We start from the raw sequence: 22,232 nt of genomic DNA, 5'->3' as shown, positions 1-22,232 counted from the left end.
CTGGACGGCTCAGGCGACACGGCGCATCCCCCGGGGGGTCTCGAAGACGAAGGAGCCGCTGGCCGAGGAGTGGGTGACGGAGAAGACGATGATGTCGATGATCGAGCGCAGCAGATCGGCGGGCGTCGTACCCGGATCGGCGATACAGGCGGCGCCCGGCGGATCGGTGGTCGCGACCCGGCGCAGAGTGCGCTCGTCCACGGTGCCCAGGCCCAGCGCGATGATCCGGGGCCGGTACGCGAACCCGGGGTCCACGAGCTTGTCGCGCTCGGGCAGCCAGACCTCGTCGGCCTGTCTGCTGCCGCCGACCTCCGGCTGGCCGTCGGTGATGAAGAAGACCGCGGGCCCCTTCACATGCCGTCTCTGCTCGGTCAGGCGCCGGGTGTCCTCCCGGATGACGGTCGCCAGCTTCTTGAAGACACCGGCGTAGTTGGTCTGGTTGCCCTTGGGCAGCGTGTAGATGGGGGCGGCCGGTGCACCGTCCGCGACCTCGCACAGGGGCGTGACGACCTCGGCCGAGTCGTGGAAGGCGATCACGGACAGATGCGCGATGTGCCGCGCCGAGATGTCCTTGTCGATGGCCTCCAGCATCCCCGCGAAGGACGTGTTCATGACGTAGTGCGGGCTCAGCGACTCGTTCGGATGCCAGCGCTGGTGCCACATGGACTGCGAGACGTCGCACACCACGTAGAACGGCCAGGCCTCGTAACTCGCGCCCAGATCGAGCGACTCCTGCAACGGCACGTCTTCCCCCCGTCCGACGCCCCCCACAGGTCACGGGAGCGGCAATGTCGCGGCTTGCTCCCCACAAGCCGACAACTTTCCTATTGCCCAACTTCCCTCGTTTGTATACCCATGGCGGGAGGATCGGGCAGGTTGCCGGACGTAGCCCCCAGTGCGGACAATTGTGCGAGGACGCGGTCGGTGTGAGGGGAGCGCAGAGCCCGGTACCGCGCCAGCGCGTACCGCCAGTGGTGGGCCGCGCGCCGGGGGTCGGTGGCCGCGAGGACGGTGCCGAGCCCGTCGCGCGCCCGGGCCTCCTCGAAGGAGCTGCCGCAGGCCCGGCTCCGGCGCAGCGCCCGCAGGAAGTACCGGCGCGCCGACGCCGTGTCCCCGGCCTTCGCATGCACCTCGCCCAGCCCGTTCAGGGCCATCGCGGCGTCGAGTTCGAGTCCCAGCGCCAGGAACGTCTCCAGCGCCTCGGCCAGACGGGCGGCCGCCTCCTCGTACCGTCCGAGCTCCATCTCGGCGAGTGCCATGCCCCGTTGGACGATCGCGACGTTGCGCGGGGCGTCGAGGGACCGGTAGAGACCGAGGGCCCTGCGGTGGTCCGCGAGGGCGGCCTCGTGGTCCCCGGCGTACTGGTGCACCCAGGCGCGGTTCTCCACCGAGGCGGCCACTCCGTGGGCGTCGCCCGCCGACTCGAACCGGGCGCGCGCCTCGTCGTAGTGCCGGGCCGCTTCCCGCGGTCGCCCCAGTTCGATGAGCGCGACGCCCATGCTGTTGTGCAGGATGCCCTGCACCCGGGGCTCACCGGCGACGACCGCCGCCTCCATCGCCACCTGGAGGGTCTCCAGCCAGGTGTCCCACGCCTTCGCGTGGAAGAAGAAACCGCGCATCGCGTCGGCCAGGAACCAGCACCGGGAGGGATCCGGACTGCCGGCGGCCACTTTCAACAGGGCGGTCAGATGGGGCAGTTCGTCGGCGAACCAGGCGAGCGCGGCCTCTCGTGCGGCGACGTCGGGTGTGCTCCGGGGCGGCCGGGCCACCGTGTGGGGGAGACGGTAACGCCCGGGCGCCACGGCCGCGTCGGCACGGTCGGCGGTGTACAGGTAGTAGTCGATCAGCCGGTCAAGGGCGGCCTGGACCCTCGCCTCGGTCAGGTCGTCGTGCGCCCGGGTCCGGGCGTAGGCGTGGAGCAGGTCGTGCATCGTGTACCGGCCGGCGCCGTCCGCGTCCACGAGGTGCGCGTCGCGCAGCGCCCGCAGCGCACGGCGCACGTCCGGCTGCGGCAGGTCCGCCAGGGCCGCGACGCCGTGCACGTCGAGGCGGGTGCCGGGGTGCAATCCCCACAGCGCGAACAGCAGACGCGGGCCGTCGTCGAGGCGGTCGTACGAGGCGTGGAAGGACGCGGTGACGGCACGCTCTCCGTCGTCCAGCTCCATCAGTCCGTTCCTTTCGTCGTCCAGCCGGCCCGCGAAGTCGGCCAGTTCTTCGGCTGTCTCCCCGCGTACCCGGGCGGCCGCGACCCGCAGCGCGAGGGGCAGTCCGCCGCACTGGGCGGCGATCCGGCGTACGTGCTCCCCGGCGCCCTCCTCGCGCAGGGCCGCCGCGGCGAGGATCAGCTCGCAGGAGCGCTCCGGTGGCAGGGCGGCCAGGCCGAGACGGTGCACGTCGTCCAGCGCGGGCAGCCGGTGGCGGCTGGACACCAGGGCCGCGCAGCCCTCGGGGGGCAGCAGCGGGCGGACCTGTGCGCTGTCGTGGGCGTTGTCGAGGAGGACGAGCACCGAGCGGTCCCTGAGGTACTCCCGGAAGGCGGCGGCGCGGTCCTCGGCGTGCTCGGGGACGGCGTCGAGCGGCAGCCCCAGCCGGTACAGCAGCCGGCCCAGCGCTTCGCCTGGCGTCAGCGGGGGCAGGTCGGCCGCGTACCCCTGCAGGTCGATGGCGAGGACACCGCCGGGGAACCAGCCGCGCCGGTGGGCGAAGTGGGCGTTCTGCAGCAGCAGTTCGCTCTTTCCGACACCCGCCGGACCGGTCACCAGGGCAACTCGCCGGCGCGGGACGCTTCCGTCGTCCGGGGCGAGGACGTCCAGGAGTGTGCGCGTCTCCTCGTCCCGGCCGACGAACACGGAGGACGGCGCGTGCGGGACGCCCAACGGCCGCACGGGGGCCGGTGACAGGGTCATGGTGACGTTGGCCGCCTGGACGACCGTACCCATGAAGGTGCCGCCGCTGATGGCGTTGCCGACGCGGGCGACGGATTCTCCGGTCACGCCCACCCCGACGGCCGGCCGTCCCCGGAACGGCCGCCGTCCTGCGCCGGAGGCGGCGGCGTCGGGGTGTGGTTGACGGTGAGGCCCGAGAAGTCCCGGCCCTGCAGCACCGGTGCGTGCTGGACGCCCCCGCTGATGGAGTTGTGGATCGAATCGCCTTCCACGCGCACCTGGTTGGCCTGCTCCTGCCAGGTGGTGAGCGCGGCCCGGAACTCCGTGTCCAGGGCGGACCGTACCGCCAGCGCCGTGCTCAGGGCGTGCGCGGCGTTCTGATCGTCGGGGTTGCGGTCCAGCCGGGCCAGTTCCGCCTCGCCGGTCGGGAGCGCGGGATCGGGGGCGCCCGCGTCACCGTCCCCGTCCGCGCCGCCTCGGCGGAAGGGCCGCCGCACCAGCGCCGAGAGCCCTGCCCAGGCCTGCTTGCCGAGTTCCCCTCCGGCCCCGCCGGCCAGCGAGACCAGCAGTGCCACAGACACCGGATCCATGTGCCCCCCTGTTGTCGACATCCTCGGGAACGCGCCTCCCGTGCGCGGTGAGCAGAGGCGTCGGCGCCGTAACGGCCGTCCACCACCACTTACTTCACCCGGAGGCTTCCCTCACCCGAGCAGTCTACGGCTCGTCGTCGGGGCCGGGCCGGTCGTTGGTCATGCGGTCGACCTGGCGCCAGAGCCCGGACGGGAGGACGAACAGGGCCGTCGCGGCGACGCTCTGCGCGTACAGGTCGCTCTTGCGTCCCACGGAGGACGGCGCGGTGCGGCGCACCTCTCTCAGCATGCGCCGGCCCCGGCTCCGGTTACCGGTGAGCACCAGCGCCACCCCGAGCCCGTACTGCGCGTGCAGCGTGTCGGGGTGCCGGGGGCCGAGGGTGGCCGACAGGCCGTCGTAGGCGTGCTCGTGCAGTTCCGCCGCCTGCCGGTACTCGCGCAGCTGGGCGTGCGAGCGGCCCAGCATCAGCCGGGCGCGGAGCGTCAGCGGGTGCCGGGGGCCGTACCGGCGGTCGAGCCGGGAGATCGTCTCCACCAGGTGCGTGCGGGCCTTGTGTGGACGCCCCAGACACAGCAGGGCGTAGCCGTACTCCACGTCGGCGGCGAGCGTGGCGCCGTTCAACGGTCCGTGCCGGGAGCGCAGTTGCTCCCGGAGCCGGGCCAATGACTCGGCGGCCTCCCGCCAGTTCGCCGGATCGGGGCCGAGCTCCAGCAGATGCAGGGTCAGCCAGGCCTGCGCCAGCACGGACTGGGCCGCCACGGAGTGCATGTGCTCGGGAAGGCCCTGTTCGCGGTACCAGTTCCGGACGGTCTCCGCGGTCTGCCGGGCCTCGCGCTGGGCGTTCGTGGACAGCTGGACGACGGCCAGCTCGATCCGCGCGGCCTGGAGGCGGTGTCCGGCGGTCTCGGCCGGCTCACGGGAGAGGAGGGCGACGAGGGCTTCGGCGTACGTCAGAGCGGTGCGCATGTCGCCGCGGAGCCGGCGGCTCTTCAGGTAGCCCAGCCACAGTTCCGTCGTGGCCTCATCGACGGCCTGCCCGTCACCGGCCGTCCCCGTCCCGGCCGGCCGGACGTCCGACAGCGGCGGGAGCGCCGCTCGTACGGTGTCCCAGCAGGGGTCCGCCGCCTTGATCCGGCCGAGCGAGTCGAGGGCCTGGGCCAGCACGGTCACGGCGGCGGTCCCGGCCGGCGAACCGGCCGGTGCGGCCCGGCGCGCGAGGCCGGCGTAGTGTCCGGCCCTTTCGTACCCGCCCGCGTCCAGATGGGCCTGCGCGGCCCGGAGCAGCTCCGGTGCCGTCCCCATAGCCGACGCCAGGGCCAGATCCCAGTGCCGGGCGGCCGCGACCGGCTCGCCGCGGTCCTCGTGGAAGACGCTCAGCACGCGGTGCAGCGTGTGAGCGGTGCCGGCGGGCACGTCGGAGCGGCGGGCGAGGGCGGCGGCGTGCGGCATCAGCTCCTCCGGTACGCCGCCGGGCGACTCGGCCTGCCGCAGCAGCAGTCCGGCGGCGGTCCGGGCGAGCAGGGACGGGGGAACGACGGGAGGCAGAAAGCGCCGCGCCGCTTCCCGGACGATGGAGTGGAACTCCCAGCGGTCCTCGGTCCGGGCCGCCAGCATGAGGTCGCGCAGACCGGTGAGCGCGTCGCCCGGATCGTCCCCGGCGGGCCGCACCTCGGTGACCACGTCGGCGATGAACCGGGCGGGCAGGGACGCGCCCGCGCACACCTCCGTGAGCTGGAGAACGAGCCGCTGCCGCTCGGTGAGCGTCCGGAAGCTCTCGCGGACCAGGACCGTCGCGGCGTCGAGGGCGCCCGGTTCGTCGGCGAGGTGGCGGACCTGGCCGGCGACGGAGAGCAGCCCCTGCCTGTCGCGCAGCCGGCGTCCGGTCAGCCGCAGGCCCATGGCGTGGCCGCCCAGCCGGTCGACGAGGACGTCCAGGGCCCGCGCCTCGTCCTCGGTGTCCACCGGACGGTACCTGAGCAGCAGCGCCCGCGCGTCCTCGGCGCTCATCGGCCCGAGCTCCACGGTCGGCATCGTCTCGGCGTAGGGGCCGTGGCGGCTGATCAGCACCGTGTGCAGCCACGGTTCCGCCGGCAGCAGGAGCGGCTCGACCTCCCGCCACTCCAGGCCGGGCGGCAGGTCGTCGACCACCCACAGGGCCGCCTCCCGCGCCGTGTGGAGACGGTTCGCTACGGCGGCGGTCAGCTCCGCGGCGTCGGCTCGGCCGGTGTCCGGACCGGCCTGGAGCGTGCGCGCGATCCGGCGCACCTCGGCGTGGTAACGGTCCGTCATGTCCGACCGTGTGGTGCCCGACAGGTCCAGCCAGTGCACCCCGCCGGGGTACGCCGCCCCGAACTGCCAGGAGTAGGCGGCGGCGAGGGCGGACTTGCCCGCACCGGCGACGCCGAGCAGCGCCACCACGGGACCGGACGTCACCTGCCGGACCAGCGGATAGCCGGCCTCACGGAGCCGGGAGTGCAGCTGCCACTGTTCGCGGTAACGGCCGACGAAGCCGTACTCGCCCGCGACGCGGTTCGCGATCCAGCGAGGCCGCTCGGTGAACCGGGGCTCGCCGATGGTGCCCCGCACGGACCGCAGCCGCTCCCGGATCGCGGCCTCCAGCGCGGCGTACGCGGCCTTGTCCCCGTACTTCGGCGCGCGGGCGAAGGAGGCGTCGGCCAGCTCCACCGGGAACAGGTGATCCTCGTCCGGCTCCGGGTTGATCACGACGATGCGCCCGGCGGGATTCCCCTCCCGCTGACCGGCCAGCAACGCGGCTGTCAGCTCGAACTGGCAGGCGTACCGGATCGGGTAGCCCGCCGAGAAGTACACGAGCAGCAGGCGGGACGCCGCCAGCGCCCTCTCGATGGCCGCCGTCACGCCCTGGCCGGTGCGGATGCCTTCGTCGAGAAAGACGCGCAGGCCTCTGGCGTGCAGTTCCTTCGCGGTCCGCTCGGCCATGAGCCGGTCGTGACCGCCGAACGAGAGAAAGACGTCGTACTCGTCCACCCAGGTCTCCTCGCTCCGCCCGCCCCCGGAACCCAGCACGCCCAGCACTTCACGGTACGCGACGCCCCCGCACTCTGGCCGAGAACGATCGTCGGCAGTGGACATGTCGACATGAGGTCAGGGGTAACTGTCCCTGTCGGCCGACATATTCGCGCGCACCATGAAATCGCCCCGCACAGTGGGTGATCGACCCACCCGTACGGCACCTCCGATCCGCGACGAACACCACGTAAGCGAACCCCGAGCCGCCGCCCGTGCACGCGGTCCGTCTCTTTCCGGGCCCAGTCCCCGCCAGGAGATTCCGACATGTCCTACGACAGCTCCGGGTTTTCCCCCGGCCGACCGCAGTCCGACGACTCAGAAGCCGACGGAACGCCCCGCAGTACGCCCGGTTGGTCGACGGAGCAGGGGGCGTCCGGGCCGGAGCCCGCGGGGTGGCGGTCCGGTCCGGTCCGCACCCTGCGCCTGTTGCGCCGCGCCTACCGCTGGCAGCGGCGCGTGCCGTCCCTTACCGCGCTCGGCTACTTCGCCGGGTTCCTCTTACTGACGGTCAAGGCGCCGGGGCTGATGACCCGTCCGGGGCCCGGCGGCCTGCCCACCGGGCTGGTACTGGCCCTCGCGCAGATCCCCGTCACCTGGCTGGCCGTCCTGCTCTACGAAGTCTCCGCGCGCTCCGTCGTCGACCCGCTGATCCGCCGCGCCCGCCAGGCGTACCCGGCGCCCACGCACCGGAAAGGGGCCCGGTGACGGAGTTCAGCGGTCCCGCGCAGTCCTGGTCCCTGGCCGCCTTCTGCTCCGTCGTCGCGCTGACCCTGCTGCTCTGCGTCCTCACCGGCCCGGACGCGGACGACCTCGCCGAGTTCTACACCGGCTACAAGTCCCTCTCGCCCCTGCGCAACGGCCTCGCCATCGCCGGGGACTACATCTCCGCCGCCACCGTGCTCACCATCGGCGGCATCATCGCGCTGTGCGGCTACGACGGGGTGGTCCTCGCCCTCAGCGCCGTACTGTCCCTGCTCCTGCTGATGTTCCTGCTCGCCGAGCCGCTGCACAACACCGGCCGCTACACCATGGGCGATGTTCTCGGCCACCGCCATCCCGCGCGCAGCGTCCGCGTCGCGGCCTGCGCCGTCACCCTCGTCGCACTCGTCCCGATGATGATCGTTCAGCTCGCCGGTGTGGGTGAACTCCTCGCCTACGTCATGGGGTTCACCGAACCCGCCATGAAGAACGGCTGCGTGGTGGGCGCCGGGATACTCATGATCAGCTACGCGGCGCTCGGCGGGATGCGCGGCACCGCGCTCGTCCAGATCTTCAAGACGGTGATGCTCCTCGCCTCCGGTCTCGTCGTCAGCGGACTGATCCTGCACACCTTCGGCTGGAGCACCGAGACGCTGTTCCGCACCGCCGAACGCCAGAGCGGAGCCGGGCCCGCCTATCTGCGCTGGGGGCTCCAGTACTCCAGCAGTCCGCACCCCGCCCTCGACATGGCGAGCACCCAGTGCGCCATCGTGCTGGGCGCCGCCTGCCTGCCGCACGTCACCATGCGCATGTACACCGCCGGAACACCGCGCCAGGTCCGCCGGGCCATGTCCTGGGCGGTCTCCTCGGTCACCCTGTTCATCCTGATGCTCGTACTGATCTGCACCGGGGCCACCGCCCTTCTCGGCCGCGCGCGTATCGCCGGAGCCGATCCGCACGGCACCACCGCCTATCTGCTCGGCGCCCGCGCCGCGTTCGGCACCGGCCTCTCCCGCTCCGAGAGCCTGCTCTTCGCCACCGTCACCACCGCCGTCTTCCTCACCCTCCTCGCCTCCGTGGCGAGCATGACGCTCGCCTGCGCCAACGCCCTCGCCCACGACCTGACGGCCTCCCGCCCCACCCCGCTGCCCCCGGCGCGCGAACTCACCCTCGCCCGCTCGTGCGCCCTGCTGGTGGGCATCCCCGTCATCCTGGCCGCTGCTCTCGCCCAGCACCGCAGCCTCCAGCCCCTGGCGACCCTCTCCTTCACCCTCGGCGCCTCGGCCATCGCGCCCGCGCTGCTCTACACCCTCTTCTGGCGCCGCTACACCCGCGCGGGTCTGCTCGCCACGCTCGTCGTCGGCACCCTCACCGTCCTCGTCCTGACCCCGGGCACCACCCTCGTCTCCGGCTCCCCCCTCTCCGCCTTCCCGGAAGCCGACTTCGACTGGTTCCCGTACAACACCCCCGCCCTCGCCTCCGTCCCCGCGGGCTTCCTCGCCGGCTGGCTCACCACCCTGCTCTCCGGCCGCAAGGCCGCCGACCGGGAACGCGGCCGCTACGAGTCCGCCGAACGCCGCCTGCTGGCGGGACCGCCACCGCCACCGCCACCGTCCGACCGGACGCCGTGAACTCCGGCCTGCGGGTTCGGGTGGGTGTCAGTGGCGTGTGAGAGTCTGTTTTGTCTCGCTCGGGGGTGCGGTGGAGTGGTGTTGCCCGTGGGGGGACGGGGGGCAGGGCGTGGCGACGGGACGGCCCCTGGCCTGTGGCCGTGCTTGTGGCCGTGCCCGCTTCCGTGCCCACCGTGCCGGCGGACGTGTCGGTGACGGAGGACGAGATCCAGGGGTCGTTCGTGCGGCGCAAGCGGCATGCGGTCAGCGGGTCGCGTCCCCTGCCTCCGGCCACGGCGACCGTTCGGACGTCACCATCGGCACCCGCATCCTGGCCACGCTGGACCGGCGTCAACTACGGCTGTTCGTGACGCCGTTGAAGCCGTGGATCGTCGTGGCCGGGCATGTGGTCGGCTACGAGTACGACCTCCGGGTACTCGCCCGGGAACCGCCGGGTCACGCAGTTGCCCGGCAGCCTGTCGCGGCATGCGGTGTCCGGGCACCTGATGAGGATCAGCGGGCAGGCGAGGGCCGCCTACGCGGAGAGCGCCGTGAGCGGCGGAGAGTCCGTGGCGTGGCTGCCCATGCGTCCACGCGCTCCGCTCGCACCGCGCCCGCGCAGCCCGTCGGCGTTGCCAGGACAGCGCCGGAGCGAGGACGGCCAGGGCGAGCAGGGCCGTGATCGTGATCAGGTGAGGCGTTCGGCCCTGCGTGAGTGTGTAGGGCGTGTAGCTCAAGCCGCCGACGGCGACGCCCGGCGGGGGCGGCCATTGGGCGGTGTCCAGGCCGGTGAGCAGGACGAAGGCGTGGGCATCGCGGCGATGAAGAACATCCCCCCGCGCAGTTCGTAGCCCTCGGCGGCACCACGGTCGCCCCGGGGCCCCGCGCTCGCAGCCGCCCTCGACGTACCCGAGCAGCCCTCTCGTTCACAGCGCTATCGGCCGGTACCCGAGCGCCTCGTCGACGAGCTGCTCGGGCGAGGCGCCGCGCAGGCCGGCCGGGGGATGGAAGATCAGGTCGCCGACCCGGGGATGCGGGACGTTGGCCTGGAGGAGGCGCAGGTAGTAGCCGGTCTCCGGGCTGCCGGCGAGGATTCTGCGGACCACCTCGACGAGTTCGTCCGTGACGATGTCCGCGATCCGAGGGCGGGCCGGACGCCCGGCCTCGGACGCGAACTCGCGCAGACTCCGGCTGCCTTCGTACGCGGTGAAGTCCAGGGCCACGTAGGCGTGGCCCGTCTTCGCGTTGAAGCCCCTGATCTCGTCCTCCGCGCTCTCGTCTCCGCGAAGCAGCAGGCCGGCGATCCGCTCGATGTCGTCGCAGAGCTCCGCCAGCCGCTGCCGGCTGACGGGCGGGGGTGACAGTTCCGGTCTCAGGTCCACGGCCGCATTGTGCCGCCTCGGAACCGGCCGGGCCCCTCGGCCCCCGCCGGAGCTTCGAGACCCCGCCCGGCCGACCGTGGCTCAGCGGTCTGCGCCGTGTCTCCTGCGGGCGCCGCCCTGTCCGATGATCTCCCCGCGCCGAGGCCGGCGGGCCCGGTGTCATGGGCCAGGCCCGATGGGAGGCTAGGCCATGGCCTCCCGGTTCGCGTGCCTCACGGAGTGGAAGCCCACTTCACCCTCGCCGAGCTGGTAGCCGACACTCACGACGCCGACCTCCCCGACACGGTGGGCGGTTACGGCAGCCCGCTCTGATCGCCGCGCCGACCAGCTGAAGATGCCCGCTACGTGGAGTGCGGCCGGGTTCACGCGCCCCCGCGTTCCCGGGGAAGCTTCTGGCCCGCCTCGATCGGCACCGGCAGCCGGTTCTCCGCCGGAGGCAGCGGGCAGGTGGCGAGGTCGGTGTACGCGCACGGCAGGTTGGCGGCGCGGTTGAAGTCCAGGAGGACGGTGCCGTCGGGGGCGGGCGGGGCGATGGCAAGGGCGCGGTTGGCGGCGTAGGTGGTGACGCCGGAGGTGGCGTCGGTGAACAGGACCGTCAGACCGCCCTCGCCCGCACCCGGGAACGCGGTCAAGGCGAGGGCGTGGCCGTCGAGTTCGAACTCGACCCGGCCCGGCGCGTCGTACACGTGCTCAAGGCCCTCGACCGCCGCGCCCACGGTGGTGGGGCGGGGTGTGTCGAAGGGGACGTAGCGGCCGGTGACGGCCCAGCGGGGGTCGGGGGCGTAGGCGGGGGTGCCGGTGAAGGCCGTACGCAGCGGGGCGTCCGGGTGGCGGGGGCGGACGATGTCGTGGCCGCCGCGCTTGGCGATCTCGATGACGGCGTCGCCCCAGACGGCGTCGACACCGCCGCGTTCGGGGAGGACGCCGAAGCGGTGTTCGCCCCGGACCGGCACGCCGTCCACCAGCAGTTCCTCGCCCTCGTCCAGCCGCACCACGACACCCTCGGCGCCGGTGTGCCACGTGCCCGGCGCGTCCGGGAAGCGCTGCGGGCGGTCGTCCAGCCAGTGCAGGCCGGTGATCGCCAGGAAGCCGTGCGGGCCGGCGAGCCGGGCCTCGTGGGCGCGGTACCACTCCAGCCAGTCCTCGGTGAAGGCCCGCAGGTCCGTCGTGGTCGCCTCGGTGGTCATGTGAACTCCTTCAATACGCGAGTTTTCAAAGGGAGTTGGACTGGCGGACGTCAGGAGGCCAGTTCGCCGAGGAGGGCCCAGGTACGGCGCCGGTCCTCGTCGCCCGCCATCTCCGTGCCGGAGAACACGACCTCGGTCGCACCGGCGTCGCGGTAGCGCCGTACCTGCGCCGCGACCGTCTTCTCGTCGCCGATCACGGCCAGGTCGGAGGCGCGGCGACCGCCGGAGAGCTCGATGACCCGCGCGTAGGACGGGATCCGCTCGTAGAAGGCGAGGTACTCGGTGGCCTTCCGCCGCACCGCGTCCACGTCGTCCGTGACCACGCCGGGCACGAGGGCCACGACCCGGGGCGCGGGACGCCCTGCGGCCTCGGCCGCGGCGGTCAGGGCGGGGACGATGTGGTCCGCGAGGGCGCGGGGTCCGGCGAGGTACGGCAGGATGCCGTCCGCCAGTTCGCCGCTGACCCGCAGCGCCTGTGGCCCCATCGCGGCGACCAGGATGGGTACGCCGTCCTCGGCGCCGGACACGCGCGCGGGGACCGGGGTGGTGGCGGTCAGCAGTTCACCGTGGAAGTCGGCCGTTCCGGTCTGGGTCAACTGCCGCAGCACGGTGAGGAATTCACGCAGCCTGGCGATGGGGCGTTCGAAGGGCAGACCGAAGCCGGTCTCGGTCAGCAGCTTGGTACCCAGGGCCAGGCCGAGGTGGTAGCGGCCGTGCGTCGCCGCCTGGGCGGTCAGGGCCTGGCCGGCGACGGGCAGCGGATGGCGGCCGAAGACGGGGATCGCGGAGGTGCCCACCTGCAGCCCGGGCACCTCGCGCCCGACGATCGCCGCGAGCTGGGGCGAGTCCGCGCCGAAGGTCTGGCCGAACCACGCCGACCGCAGACCGGCGGCCGCGGCCTCCTGGGCCAGCCGCACGGTGGCGTCGACCTGATTCGGCGCGTCGGCCGCGTTGAGCGCTACTCCCACAGTCATGCCAGTGAAAACGGTCCTCGCGGGGACCGCATTCCGGTTCTTTTGTGACAGCTTCTTGTCAGTCGTGTGTACGGATCAGCCATGTGCGGCCGCGTGCAGCCGTCTGTACGGGGCGGTCGTGTGTGCGGCTCGCACATGTGCGCCGGCCACATGGGGAAGGGCGCTCAGACCGTCTGGTCCGTCGGGCGGACGACGATCTCGTTGATGGCGCGTCGGCGCGGGCTGGTGGTGACGTAGGCGACCGCGTCCGCGATGTCCTCGGGGTGCAGTTTCTCGATGCCGGCGAAGAACCGCTCGTCACTTTCCTGGACCTGCGGCTGCTGATGGCCGAAGAGCTCGGTGTCGACGGCGCCGGGGCCGATCACGCAGAAGCGGACGCCGCGGCTGGTGAACTCCTGGCGCCAGGCCTCGGTGACGGCGGTGACGCCGAACTTGGTGGCGTTGTAGACGGCCACGGTGGGGTGGGCCTGGCGGCCCGCGACGGAGCTGATGTTGACCACGTCGGCGACCCGGCGATCGGCGGTCTGCGCGGCCTCCAGCAAGTGGGGGAGCGCGGCCTTGGTGAGGTACAGCAGCCCCTTGAGGTTGATGTCCACCATCTGGTCCCACTCGTCGGTCCGGGCGCGCAGGGTGTCGCCGTTGAGCATGACACCGGCCGCGTTGACCAGGATGTCGAGCCGTCCGAAGTGGCCGACGACCTGTTCGACGACCCCGTTCGCGGCGTCGGCGCCGGTGAGGTCGGCCTCCACCGCGAGGGCCCGGCCGCCCTTCGCCTCGATGGTCCGGGCGAGTTCCTCCACCCGCTCACGGCGGCGCGCGACCAGCGCCACGGCGGCGCCTTCCTCGGCGAGCCGTACGGCGGTGGCGCGGCCGATGCCGCTGCTGGCGCCGGTGACGACCGCGACCGTTGTCTCCAGCTTCGCGGACATATTTCGCTCCTTCTGGGAATGAGGGCAGTTCAGTGGCCCATGTAAATGGCCTATCACATCAATGTAAGAGCCCTCTTTCATCGAGTCAAACATGGAGGGGGTGGGATCATGGGCGCGCCCGCACCTGCACCCGCACTCGCGCCCCTGTGTGCCGGACCGGCTTGGAGTGGCTTGATGTAAGATGTCCCTTACATTCAGCGAGGGAGGGTCGGCGAATGCCTCGGCGCAGCACGTATCACCATGGCGATCTCAAGGCCACGCTGGTCACGACCGCCCTCGACGTCATCGCGGAACAGGGCGTCGGCGCCCTCTCGGTCGCCGAGGTCGCCCGCCGGGCCGGGGTGAGCAGCGCGGCCCCCTACCGCCACTTCGCGAGCCGCAAGGATCTGCTGATCGCGTGCGCGATCACCGCCGCGCACCGGCTGACCGGCGAACTGCGGGCCGCGCAGGCGGCGTTGGGTGACCCCGGTGACCCCGGTGACCCCGGCGGCCTCGGTGACGCCCCCGGCCGATCCGGTGACCCCGTCGAGGCCATGGCCGCCGCCGCGGCCGTCTACACCCGCTTCGCGGCCGAGCACGGCTCGGGCTTCGACCTCATCTACGCCGAGGAACTCCGGGACGCCGGGAGTCAGGAGCTGATGGAGGCCGGACGCGCCGTCATGGACGCCCTGTTGCCCGCGGCCCTGGCCGTCACCGGTGAGGACGCCAAGAGTGCCCTCCAGTTGTTGGAGCGTCAGATCGCGGCAGCCCACGGCTACGCCACACTGCTGCGCAGCGACTTCCTCGCGCGACGTCACGCGACCGTGGAGGACGTGGCCTCCGACGCCGCCGCCATCGCCCGCAGCCTCGCGAACGACGCCCGGCGTGCGGAACGCGGCGACTGAGAGCGGGAGTTGTCGATGGACCTCGTACCCGACCCGCCGCACGGAGTCGCACCGCTTCTGCTCGGGACGATCCTTGGCGAGGCGCCCGCCCCGGTTCCCGGGTGGGGTGAGCCACGGGTGCTGCGACGGCCGGCCCGCAACTCGGCCAAGGCGTAATGGAGTTTGGACCTCGTCCGTGTGCAGGCCCTGGCCGAGGGCGGCGAACGGGTGCCCGCGATCGAGGTGCGGTGGGCCGGGAAGGGATGCAAGTCCGGTACGCGCGTGCAGCTTTGGGGTCGCGAAGTCTTCACCACCCCCGCCGACGAGCTCTACCAGCAGGCCGGGGCGAGCGGTGGACGGTCGATGCGGCGCAGCCCAAGTACCCGGTGATCCCCAAAGCCTCGCTCGGCTTCACCCGGCAGACCTCGCGGGAGACCGGGCGGGGCGCCGACGGTCTGCCGGCGTGCGTCACCTCGGTGCTGGTCGCGGGGGAGGGCTGCGGCGACTACCCCCAGCGGCAAGGGCGTTGACGAGCCGGGGTGTGCGGCCCAGCCGGGCCGCACACCCCGGACGTCGCCTTCCGGGCGCCCGGGCCGTGCGGGTGTACGGCTCGGAGGGACGCGCGCCGGAAGGGTGGGGAGGCCGGGCAGGCGGGAGAGGCTGCCGCGGCCGTCTCGGGGCGGGGGTCAGTCGCTGCGTTCGGCCGCCGCGCAGGTCTCGCACAGCAGGCGCCGTGCCGCCCGGCGCCTGGTCGCGGTGCCCATGCCGGCCGCCCGGTGGAGGACTTGGGCGTACGGGTGCGCGTGCCGGCCGCAGATGCCCGCACCGCACGAGCGGCAGACCGCGACCGCGGCGGTGGTGACGTCCAGGTCCTGGCAGTCGAAGCAGTTCATCGCCGCGCTCCGTTCCGGCAACGGACGGACGGGCGGGCGGAGTCGGACAGCGGCGCGAGTGCGCGTCGCGTGATGGGGGCCGACGATGTGTTCACCCTGCGTACCTCCCGAGGGCATGGGTTTCCTGACGGAGTCAGGAACCATCAGCCCGGGGTGGGCGGTTCGGACCGGAGGGGGTCCAGGCGGGCTCCATCGCCGATGTCGAGTGAACCGCCCCGCGCGGCGGCGGTCAAGTCGGCAGGGCGGACAAGTCGGCGGGACGGACCAGTCGGCAGCGCGGATCAAGAGGGACCGGCGAGCGACCGTGCGGGGCGGCCCGTAGGGATCAGCCGGACGGAGCGGAGGGAACCCGCATGGCCAGGACGGCGATGTCGTCCTGGCGGTCGTCGCCCATCCGGGCCAGCAGCTCGTCCAGGAAGACCTCCAGCGGCTCGCCCGCGAACGCGGTCGCGCACTGGCGCAGCCGGGTCAGCCCGCGCCCGATGTCCTCGCCGGGACGTTCCACGAGCCCGTCCGTGTACAGGAGGAACGTGCAGCCGGGCGGCAGCGTGACGGTCGCGGTGTCGCGGTCGAGGCCGGGATCCACGCCGAGGATGGGGGCGTGCCCCTCCTCCAGGAGGTCGCTGCGGCCGTCGGGGCAGACCAGCAGGGGCGGCAGATGCCCGGCGTTGGTCCAGTGCAGCAGCCAGGGCGCGTCCGGGGGCGTCTCCACGCGGGCGATGACCGCCGTGACCAGCTCGACGGCGGTCAGACCCTGCATCACCCGGTCCAGCCGGCCCATCGTGCCGGCCGGGTCGTCCCCGCTGTCGTAGGCCAGCGCCCGCAGCATGTTGCGCAGCTGGCCCATGCGGACGGCGGCGGTCAGATCGTGGCCGACGACGTCGCCGACGGCGAGGATCAGCGAGCCGTCGGGCAGCCGGAACGCGTCGTACCAGTCGCCGCCCACCTCCGCCCGCTCCCGCGCGGCCACATAGCGCGCGGCCAGCTCGACGTCGCCGACGCCGGACAGGTCCGGCAGCAGGGAGAGCTGCAACTGCTCGGCGGTGTGCTGCTGGAGCGCGTAGAGCCGGGCGTTGTCCAGCGCGAGGCCCGCCCGGTGGCCGAGGTCGGCCGCGAGCGCCTGTTCCTGCTCGTCGAAGCGGGTCGCCGGGGCGCGCCGGACGAAGGTCAGCGCGCCGAGCGCCTGCCGGCGGGCGCGCAGGGGCACGATCAGCGCGGTTTCCGCGCCCAGGCTGCGGTACAGCCGCCACTGCGCGGCACGCAGCGGGTCGTCCGGCTCCGGGCCGCCGAAGCGGTCGACCACCACGGGGCCCGCGCCGCGCAGCACCTTGGCCAGTTCGGCCGCCGACTCGCCCGGCGCCGGCAGGGAGGCGCCCGGCAGCACCCGTACCGCCCGCTCCGGGTCACGGTCCGTGACGGTCAGCCGCCGCAGGCCGTCGCCCTCGATCACGTCGATGACGCAGGCGTCGGCCAGATTGGGCACCACCACCCGGGCCAGCCGGCGCAGCGCCTCCCCGGCGTCCAGACTGGACGCCAGCGCGCGGCTCGCCTCGGCCAGCAGCCGCAGCCGCGCCGCCGAGGCCTCCGGTGCCTCGGGGGCGGACGCGTCGGACCCGGCCTCCGGCTGTGGTGGATCGTCCCGCTTCATCGCACTCCCTCCGTCCTGTCTCCTTTGTAACCTTTGTCGTCCGTGGTTCGGAAACCTCAGCGTGTTGGCCTCCGGCGGGTTGGCGGCTCGACGGCTCGACGGCTCGACCGCTCTGCAGCCCGGCGGCTCGGTGGCTCGGCGGGCTCGGTGCCATGTGCCCAGCCCTCGCCGGTCCTCCGCGCCGGGCGCATGATGGAAGAGGCGATGAGGCTCGCCCTTGACCGCACTCCCGTGCTGATGGCCTCTACCGAACGGCGACGGACGCCACCGCGCCCGCCCGCCGACCGTCACGACCCGGGAGGTGCCCTCGCCGGCCCCCTGGCTGTCAAGGAGCCCGTCATGCCCGTCCGCAGACTCGTCCTCGACGTGGACAAGACGATCGCCGAACCCGATCTGATCCACCTCGCCCTCGTCATCGAGGCCGCGCCCGGCGTCCAGGCCGTGAACATCGCGGTCACGGAGATCGACATCGAGACCGTCGGCACCAACGTCACCGTGGAGGGCGACGACATCGACGTCGCGGCGCTCACCCGGGCCATCGAGCGGACCGGCGCCGTGGTGCACAGCATCGACGAGGTCGTGGCCGGTGTGTACACGGTGGAGAACAAGCCCCGGTCGCGATGACCGGCCAACTGGGCAGTGTGGAGCGGAAGTTCCGTGAACTGGCGGCGCAGTCCACCCTGCCGCTCGTGCTCGGCCTGGTGGACGGCCTCCTCAACGCCCTCACCCTCGCCGCGGCCTCGCTGGTCGGTTCCGGCGCGCCCGTCACTGCCGGGCTCGCAGTCCGGGTGGGGCTGGCGGCGCTCACGACCGCCGCGTTCGCGGTCTTCGTCGCCGACTACGCCGACCGGCGGGCGTATCTCATGCGCGCCTCACGGCAGTTGAACCTCACCCGCCGGGGCCAGCTGGCCACCACCCGGCTCGGCCGCCTCGCGACCCTGCGCTCCCTGCTGGCCACCGTGATCGCCTGCACGGCGAGTTTCGCGGGGGCCACGCTTCCGCTGCTGGCCGGTGCCGCGCTGCCCGGCTTCTCCTGGGTCGTGGCCGTGCTGGCCGTCGTCGCGCTCGCGGTGCTGGGGGCGGCGCTGGGGCGCCTGTTCGCGGGGAGCGTGGTGCGGTGGGCGGGGGTGCTGGGGGCGGGCGGGGTGGCGGTGACGTGGATCGGGGTGTGGCTGCACATCGCGTGAGGCGCCCCGAAGTCACGGGCGGCGGCCGGCCGATCGGCCGCTCACCCCGGGCACCCCGTCAGCCGTTCGTACGCCCGTCGTGCCTCCGTCAGGAACTCCTCCGCCGCCGCGGCCCCCTCGAAGTCCATGACGCGCCAGCGGTGGGAGCGGTCGAAGCGGCGCAGCACGGTGGCGACGGTGTCCTCGTCGGCGTGCCAGACGCGCAGGGCGCTCACGTCGGCGAGGGACGCGAAGTTCGCGTCGTGCGCGGGCACGCACAGCACGCGGGTCTCCGGGCGGCCGTCCACCAGCGCGTGCAGCAGGGCCACGGGGCGGGCCCGTACGGTACGGTCCGGCAGGGCGGGTTCCTCCATGAGCAGCAGGACCGGGACCGTACCGCCCTGGCCGGTGAGGGTGCCGCCGGCGCTGCCCGAGCCGACCGGGTATCCGGTCACCCGGGTCGAGCCCGCGCTCATCAGGTCGTGGCCGTCCGAGCCGTCGGGCGGGGCGAACGGCGAGCCGATCGTCGCGTCCACCGTGACCAGGAACTCCATCGCAGTCACCTCCCGTGGTGCGCACACCCTCCACGCAGAGGCCATCAGCACGGTCGTCGTACGCCCGGCCGTGCGGTCACAGGGCGAGCCCCATCGCCCCCGGCACCACCATTCTTCCCACGAGGGGGTGGGCGGCAACCATGTGGAGGGGATCTGTCGTGACCGGTGCCGTACGGCTCGCATGCCCCGTTCGGCGTACGCTGGATGCCTGCCGCGGCGTCATGCCGGGCATACTGCGAATGCGCCGAGCGCGCCGGTGATGGGGCTCACCGTGAACCGCGGCATCCGCCGCTGACGGTCCCTGGTCCAACGCTGTGACCAGGAGGAACGATGCCCGTACCCGCCGCTTTGCCGCCCTTCGGTGAGACTCCCCGCCGCGGCCGCCATCCGCCCGCGCCGTACGGACCCGCGCCCATGCCCGGCCGTACGCGCACGCCGGGCGACGACACCCGCCACCAGGAGAACCGATGGAACTCGACGTGATCGTGGAAATCCCTCAGGGGTCGCGCAACAAGTACGAGATGGACCACGAACTGCACCGCATCCGTCTGGACCGGATGCTGTTCACCTCCACGCAGTACCCGGCCGACTACGGCTACATCGACGGCACCCTCGGCGGCGACGGCGACCCGCTGGACGCGCTCGTGCTGACCGGCGAGCCGACGTTTCCCGGCTGTGTCGTGGAGTGCCGGGCGGTCGGCATGTTCGTCATGCGCGACGAGCACGGCCCCGACGAGAAGATCCTCTGCGTCCCCGCGCACGACCCGCGCTACGCCGACGTGCAGGACATCGGTGACATCCCCGACTTCGACCGGATGGAGATCACCCACTTCTTCGAGGTCTACAAGGACCTGGAGCCCGGCAAGTCCGTCGAGGGTTCGCACTGGGAGGGCCGCGAGCAGGCGTACGCGGAGATCGCCGCCTCCCGTGCCCGCGCGGCCGAACCGGCCCGGCAGGGGGCCTGAGCCTTCGCGCGCCCAACTCCGGGGTGTGCGCGTACTGTTCGCGCTCCACTCGTTCAGGCGCGGATGGCTCCCTCCGGTGCCGGGCTCGCGTCGGGCGCGGTGGCGGGCCACTCCTCGGCGAGGACGGCCCACACCTCCTTGTCGAGCCGCACGCCCCGGTGCGGATAGCGCTGCCGCAGCACGCCCTCGCGGGTCAGGCCGAGGCGGCGCGCGGCCTCGGTGCTGCGGGTGTTGCCCGACGCGGCCATCCACTCGACGCGGTTCATCCCGCGCTCGCGGAAGGCCCAGTCGATCAGGACCCGGCAGGCCCGGTTCACCAGACCGCGTCCCTCGCCGGCGGCCTCCAGCCAGCAGCCGATCTCGCACACCCCGGAGGCGGTGTCGAAGTGGGTGAACATGACACCGCCGACCAGGGTGCCCTCCAGCCAGATGCCGTAGATCCGGCCGGAGTCCGCGGCCTGGCGGTCGGCGTACCGCTGGAGCGTGGCGGTGGCGGTTGCGAGGTCCGTGCTGAAGCCGGCCCAGGGTATCCACGGGTCCACCGTGGGCCGGGCGCGGTCGATGTGCGCCAGGAACTCCTCGGCCTGCCAGGGCTCCAGCGGGCGGAGCTGGGCGTCGTCGGTGAGCGGCAGGGCGAACACGGGCGCCTCCTGGGTACGTAACAAGCGTTCGGTACGTAAGGTAGCAGCATGCCGCCCGCACCCGTCGACCATGAATCCCGCCGTGAGGACGTGAGCCGTGCCGTGTGGCAGGTGCTCGCGGAGAAGGGGTTCGGCGGGCTGACCCTGCGTGCCGTCGCCGCCGAGATGGGTGTCTCCACCGGGCTGCTCATGCACTACTTCCCGGCCAAGCGCGCCCTCATCGCGCACGCCCTGAGCCTGCTGGAGAGCAACACGGCGGGGCGGCCGCGCCGCGAGCACCCCGCCCCCGGTCTCGCCACCGTCCGGGTCATGCTCCTCGACATCCTGCCGCTGACCCCCGACGACACCGCCCGCAACCGCATCTGGGTCAGCTCCTGGGACCTGTCCCTGGCCGACGACGCCCTCGCCGCCGAACAGGCCGACCGTTACACGCGGTTGCGCGCGACCCTGAGCCCGCACCTCGCGGCCGCCCGTGACGCGGGAGAACTCCCCGCCGGTGCAGACCCGGACCAACTCGCCGCCACGGCGGTCGCGTTCATCCACGGGCTGGTCGTCCAGGCGCTCTTCGACCCCGCCCGGTTCCCGGAGGACGTCCAGACCGCGATGCTCGACGGGTTCCTCGCCTCTCTCGCGACGGACTGAACCCGGGGCTCCGGTACCGGTCAAGGGGGCGTCGTGGCACCGCGAGTGGCGCCCGGAGCGGTCGGCGCCCCGCTAGCGTTGCTCCGTATGACGGACACTCAGATTGACATCACCGAGGACCTGATCCGGGAGCTGCTGCGTGAGCAGTGTCCCGATCTCGCGGAGCGCCCTCTCCAGCTCGGGGCGCTCGGCTGGGACAACCAGGTGTGGCGGCTCGGCGACGATCTCGCGGTCCGGATGCCCTGGGCGACGCGGTCGGCGGACGCGCTGTTGCGCAAGGAACACACCTGGCTGCCGGGGCTCGCCCCGCGTCTTCCGCTGCCGATTCCCGTACCGCAGCGGCTCGGTGAGCCCTCGGAACGGTTCCCACGCCCCTGGCTCGTCACCACCTGGGTACCGGGCGAGCCCGCCGACCGCGCCCCCGCGACGCGCCCGGCGGAGGCGGCCGCCACTCTGGCCGCCTTCCTGACCGCGCTCCACCGCCCGGCCCCCGAGGACGCGCCCGTCGGCCGTGACCGGGGCGGCGTACTGGCCGACACCGCCGAGCACTTCACCGGGGCACTCGACTCCGCCGCCGACCTGGGCCTGGTCCCCGACCCGGACGCCGTCCGCGCCGTCTGGGAGGACGCCGCCGACGCGCCCGTCTGGACGGGCCCCCGCCTCTGGCTCCACGGCGACCTCCATCCGGCCAACGTCCTCACCGCCAACGGCAGTTTCTGCGGTGTCATCGACTTCGGCGACCTCTTCGCGGGCGACCCGGCCTTCGACCTCGCCGCCGGGTGGATCCTGCTGCCGGACGGCGCCGTCGATCTCTTTCACGCCGCCTACCGCCCCGCTCCGGACGCCGCGACCCTCCGCCGCGCCCGTGGCTGGGCGGTGCTGCGGGCGCTGGCCGGCCTCCACATCGGGCACGCGGGGGATGAGGGGCGGCCCGGGGGCAAACCGACCTGGGGGCCGCCGGGGCGGGCGTCGCTGGAGCGGCTCATCGCGACGGTGCGTCGGTGAGTCGGGCCTCGTGAGCTGGGAGTTGTCCGGTCGGGGACTCCTCGGGCGTCAGGGGCATGTGCGCCGAGCCCATGTGGCGGCGCGCTGGTCCTGGAGGCCGCTCTGAGACACTCGACCCGTGGAGTGGTTCGAGCAGGTTCGGGCAGCGGAGCAGCGGCGGGACTGGGATGCGGCGATCGCGCTGGTAAGCGCACACGCCGAGTGCCATTCCATCGATCCCTGTCGGCACAACAACCATCTGTGGCACATGGATCTGCTCGTCTCCGCGGAACGGTTCCCGGAACTCACCGAGCGCGCTCTCACGGATGTCCACGCACGCCGGAGACTCAACACCGCCCTGCGTGAGCGGGGGATGGAGGCGGCGCTGCGCGACCGGGCCGAGGGCGGTGACCGGGGTGCCCTGTACGCCCTGGTGCGGCTGCTGTGCGAGACGAGCCGGATCCGGGAGGCCGAGCGGGCGGTCCAGGACCTCGGCCCGGACCATCAGTACGCGCACCAGCTCGTGGCCGGCTTCCGGTCACCGTCGAGCGGTGCGCGGTGACGCGCTTCG

General features: G+C 73.0%; 22 protein-coding genes and 2 riboswitches. Of the genes, 10 read left to right on the top strand and 12 right to left on the bottom strand.

Annotated elements, in window-relative coordinates:
* Positions 1-9: 9 nt before the first annotated feature.
* The 4 genes from AB0898_RS15945 to AB0898_RS15930 all read right to left on the bottom strand — a co-directional run bounded on the left by AB0898_RS15945 (position 10) and on the right by AB0898_RS15930 (position 6,482).
* Positions 10-744, bottom strand: a complete 735-nt coding sequence (locus tag AB0898_RS15945; RefSeq protein ID WP_366803519.1) for a hypothetical protein — start codon at positions 742-744, stop codon at positions 10-12.
* An 80-nt stretch (positions 745-824) separates the two neighbouring features.
* Positions 825-2,993: a tetratricopeptide repeat protein gene (locus AB0898_RS15940; protein ID WP_366803518.1), complete on the bottom strand. Its 2,169-nt coding sequence runs from the start codon at positions 2,991-2,993 to the stop codon at positions 825-827.
* Complete coding sequence (locus AB0898_RS15935; protein WP_366803517.1) at positions 2,990-3,475, bottom strand: hypothetical protein; 486 nt, start codon at positions 3,473-3,475, stop codon at positions 2,990-2,992. Before AB0898_RS15935 ends, AB0898_RS15940 begins: the two co-directional genes overlap by 4 nt.
* A 124-nt stretch (positions 3,476-3,599) precedes the next feature.
* Entirely contained in the window at positions 3,600-6,482 is a 2,883-nt protein-coding gene (locus AB0898_RS15930; protein ID WP_366803516.1) for a toll/interleukin-1 receptor domain-containing protein, read from the bottom strand.
* A 468-nt stretch (positions 6,483-6,950) separates the two neighbouring features.
* On the opposite strand from AB0898_RS15930, the gene AB0898_RS31870 reads away from it, so the two are divergent.
* Together AB0898_RS31870 and AB0898_RS15920 are read left to right on the top strand one after the other, a co-directional pair.
* On the top strand, positions 6,951-7,229 hold the full coding sequence (locus AB0898_RS31870) for a DUF485 domain-containing protein (RefSeq protein WP_407078349.1): 279 nt from the start codon (positions 6,951-6,953) through the stop codon (positions 7,227-7,229).
* Positions 7,226-8,854, top strand: a complete 1,629-nt coding sequence (locus AB0898_RS15920) for a cation acetate symporter (protein ID WP_366803514.1) — start codon at positions 7,226-7,228, stop codon at positions 8,852-8,854. Before AB0898_RS31870 ends, AB0898_RS15920 begins: the two co-directional genes overlap by 4 nt.
* 905 nt (positions 8,855-9,759) lie before the next feature.
* On the opposite strand, the gene AB0898_RS15915 is transcribed toward AB0898_RS15920, so the two are convergent.
* The 4 genes from AB0898_RS15915 to AB0898_RS15900 form a co-directional block, all read right to left on the bottom strand.
* Positions 9,760-10,215, bottom strand: a complete 456-nt coding sequence (locus AB0898_RS15915) for a hypothetical protein (RefSeq protein WP_366803513.1) — start codon at positions 10,213-10,215, stop codon at positions 9,760-9,762.
* Positions 10,216-10,577: 362 nt separating this feature from the next.
* Positions 10,578-11,402 (bottom strand): DUF1684 domain-containing protein, encoded by an 825-nt coding sequence (locus AB0898_RS15910; protein WP_366803512.1) that lies wholly within the window; start codon positions 11,400-11,402, stop codon positions 10,578-10,580.
* 50 nt (positions 11,403-11,452) lie between these two features.
* The gene (locus AB0898_RS15905; RefSeq protein ID WP_366803511.1) at positions 11,453-12,376 is read right to left on the bottom strand and encodes an LLM class F420-dependent oxidoreductase; all 924 of its coding nucleotides are present in this window, start codon (positions 12,374-12,376) and stop codon (positions 11,453-11,455) included.
* Positions 12,377-12,540: 164 nt separating this feature from the next.
* Positions 12,541-13,305 (bottom strand): SDR family NAD(P)-dependent oxidoreductase, encoded by a 765-nt coding sequence (locus tag AB0898_RS15900; RefSeq protein ID WP_366803510.1) that lies wholly within the window; start codon positions 13,303-13,305, stop codon positions 12,541-12,543.
* Positions 13,306-13,520: 215 nt separating this feature from the next.
* On the opposite strand from AB0898_RS15900, the gene AB0898_RS15895 reads away from it, so the two are divergent.
* Entirely contained in the window at positions 13,521-14,189 is a 669-nt protein-coding gene (locus AB0898_RS15895) for a helix-turn-helix domain-containing protein (protein WP_366803509.1), read from the top strand.
* A 365-nt stretch (positions 14,190-14,554) separates the two neighbouring features.
* A complete protein-coding gene (locus AB0898_RS15890; RefSeq protein WP_366803508.1) occupies positions 14,555-14,698 on the top strand; it encodes a hypothetical protein in 144 nt (47 codons plus the stop codon).
* 156 nt (positions 14,699-14,854) lie between these two features.
* Here the strand turns inward: AB0898_RS15890 and AB0898_RS15885 are convergent, their stop codons facing one another.
* Positions 14,855-15,061, bottom strand: coding sequence for a DUF2180 family protein (locus AB0898_RS15885; protein ID WP_366803507.1), 207 nt, complete (start codon positions 15,059-15,061; stop codon positions 14,855-14,857).
* Positions 15,062-15,188: 127 nt separating this feature from the next.
* A riboswitch (Fluoride riboswitch) is annotated at positions 15,189-15,267 on the bottom strand.
* 119 nt (positions 15,268-15,386) lie between these two features.
* Positions 15,387-16,709, bottom strand: a complete 1,323-nt coding sequence (locus AB0898_RS15880) for a GAF domain-containing SpoIIE family protein phosphatase (RefSeq protein ID WP_366803506.1) — start codon at positions 16,707-16,709, stop codon at positions 15,387-15,389.
* A gap of 191 nt (positions 16,710-16,900) precedes the next feature.
* A riboswitch (Fluoride riboswitch) is annotated at positions 16,901-16,963 on the top strand.
* Positions 16,964-17,048: 85 nt separating this feature from the next.
* On the opposite strand from AB0898_RS15880, the gene AB0898_RS15875 reads away from it, so the two are divergent.
* On the top strand, positions 17,049-17,333 hold the full coding sequence (locus AB0898_RS15875) for a DUF211 domain-containing protein (protein WP_366803505.1): 285 nt from the start codon (positions 17,049-17,051) through the stop codon (positions 17,331-17,333).
* Positions 17,330-17,896 carry a hypothetical protein gene (locus tag AB0898_RS15870; protein ID WP_366803504.1) on the top strand — a complete coding sequence of 189 codons (567 nt, stop codon included), beginning with the start codon at positions 17,330-17,332 and terminating at the stop codon, positions 17,894-17,896. The genes AB0898_RS15875 and AB0898_RS15870 overlap by 4 nt, the downstream gene beginning before the upstream one ends.
* Before the next feature lie 41 nt (positions 17,897-17,937).
* On the opposite strand, the gene AB0898_RS15865 is transcribed toward AB0898_RS15870, so the two are convergent.
* A complete protein-coding gene (locus AB0898_RS15865; RefSeq protein WP_366803503.1) occupies positions 17,938-18,429 on the bottom strand; it encodes an inorganic diphosphatase in 492 nt (163 codons plus the stop codon).
* Between the two features lie 467 nt (positions 18,430-18,896).
* On the opposite strand from AB0898_RS15865, the gene AB0898_RS15860 reads away from it, so the two are divergent.
* Positions 18,897-19,394 (top strand): inorganic diphosphatase, encoded by a 498-nt coding sequence (locus AB0898_RS15860; protein WP_366803502.1) that lies wholly within the window; start codon positions 18,897-18,899, stop codon positions 19,392-19,394.
* A 53-nt stretch (positions 19,395-19,447) separates the two neighbouring features.
* On the opposite strand, the gene AB0898_RS15855 is transcribed toward AB0898_RS15860, so the two are convergent.
* Complete coding sequence (locus tag AB0898_RS15855) at positions 19,448-20,035, bottom strand: GNAT family protein (protein ID WP_366803501.1); 588 nt, start codon at positions 20,033-20,035, stop codon at positions 19,448-19,450.
* 48 nt (positions 20,036-20,083) lie between these two features.
* On the opposite strand from AB0898_RS15855, the gene AB0898_RS15850 reads away from it, so the two are divergent.
* The 3 genes from AB0898_RS15850 (at position 20,084) to AB0898_RS15840 (ending at position 22,223) form a co-directional block, all read left to right on the top strand.
* On the top strand, positions 20,084-20,677 hold the full coding sequence (locus AB0898_RS15850) for a TetR/AcrR family transcriptional regulator (RefSeq protein WP_366803500.1): 594 nt from the start codon (positions 20,084-20,086) through the stop codon (positions 20,675-20,677).
* 87 nt (positions 20,678-20,764) lie between these two features.
* A complete protein-coding gene (locus AB0898_RS15845) occupies positions 20,765-21,682 on the top strand; it encodes an aminoglycoside phosphotransferase family protein (RefSeq protein WP_366803499.1) in 918 nt (305 codons plus the stop codon).
* Positions 21,683-21,800: 118 nt separating this feature from the next.
* Entirely contained in the window at positions 21,801-22,223 is a 423-nt protein-coding gene (locus tag AB0898_RS15840; protein ID WP_366803498.1) for a hypothetical protein, read from the top strand.
* Positions 22,224-22,232 lie beyond the last annotated feature (9 nt).

The sequence above is a fragment of the Streptomyces sp. NPDC005435 genome (genome assembly GCF_040703155.1).
Classification (GTDB): domain Bacteria; phylum Actinomycetota; class Actinomycetes; order Streptomycetales; family Streptomycetaceae; genus Streptomyces.
The sequence above is the reverse complement of the archived record's forward strand: the minus strand, read 5'-3'. Positions and strand labels throughout refer to the sequence as shown.

Bases quoted from the DNA above. Each gene is read 5' to 3' on its own strand.
- AB0898_RS15880 (WP_366803506.1), bottom strand. From the start codon at position 16,709: ATGAAGCGGGACGATCCACCACAGCCGGAGGCCGGGTCCGACGCGTCC.
- AB0898_RS15860 (WP_366803502.1), top strand. From the start codon at position 18,897: ATGGAACTCGACGTGATCGTGGAAATCCCTCAGGGGTCGCGCAACAAG.
- AB0898_RS15905 (WP_366803511.1), bottom strand. From the start codon at position 12,376: ATGACTGTGGGAGTAGCGCTCAACGCGGCCGACGCGCCGAATCAGGTC.
- AB0898_RS15870 (WP_366803504.1), top strand. From the start codon at position 17,330: ATGACCGGCCAACTGGGCAGTGTGGAGCGGAAGTTCCGTGAACTGGCG.
- AB0898_RS15895 (WP_366803509.1), top strand. From the start codon at position 13,521: ATGCCTCGGCGCAGCACGTATCACCATGGCGATCTCAAGGCCACGCTG.
- AB0898_RS15845 (WP_366803499.1), top strand. From the start codon at position 20,765: ATGACGGACACTCAGATTGACATCACCGAGGACCTGATCCGGGAGCTG.
- AB0898_RS15935 (WP_366803517.1), bottom strand. From the start codon at position 3,475: ATGGATCCGGTGTCTGTGGCACTGCTGGTCTCGCTGGCCGGCGGGGCC.
- AB0898_RS15865 (WP_366803503.1), bottom strand. From the start codon at position 18,429: ATGGAGTTCCTGGTCACGGTGGACGCGACGATCGGCTCGCCGTTCGCC.
- AB0898_RS15885 (WP_366803507.1), bottom strand. From the start codon at position 15,061: ATGAACTGCTTCGACTGCCAGGACCTGGACGTCACCACCGCCGCGGTC.
- AB0898_RS15875 (WP_366803505.1), top strand. From the start codon at position 17,049: ATGCCCGTCCGCAGACTCGTCCTCGACGTGGACAAGACGATCGCCGAA.
- AB0898_RS15850 (WP_366803500.1), top strand. From the start codon at position 20,084: ATGCCGCCCGCACCCGTCGACCATGAATCCCGCCGTGAGGACGTGAGC.
- AB0898_RS15900 (WP_366803510.1), bottom strand. From the start codon at position 13,305: ATGTCCGCGAAGCTGGAGACAACGGTCGCGGTCGTCACCGGCGCCAGC.
- AB0898_RS15910 (WP_366803512.1), bottom strand. From the start codon at position 11,402: ATGACCACCGAGGCGACCACGACGGACCTGCGGGCCTTCACCGAGGAC.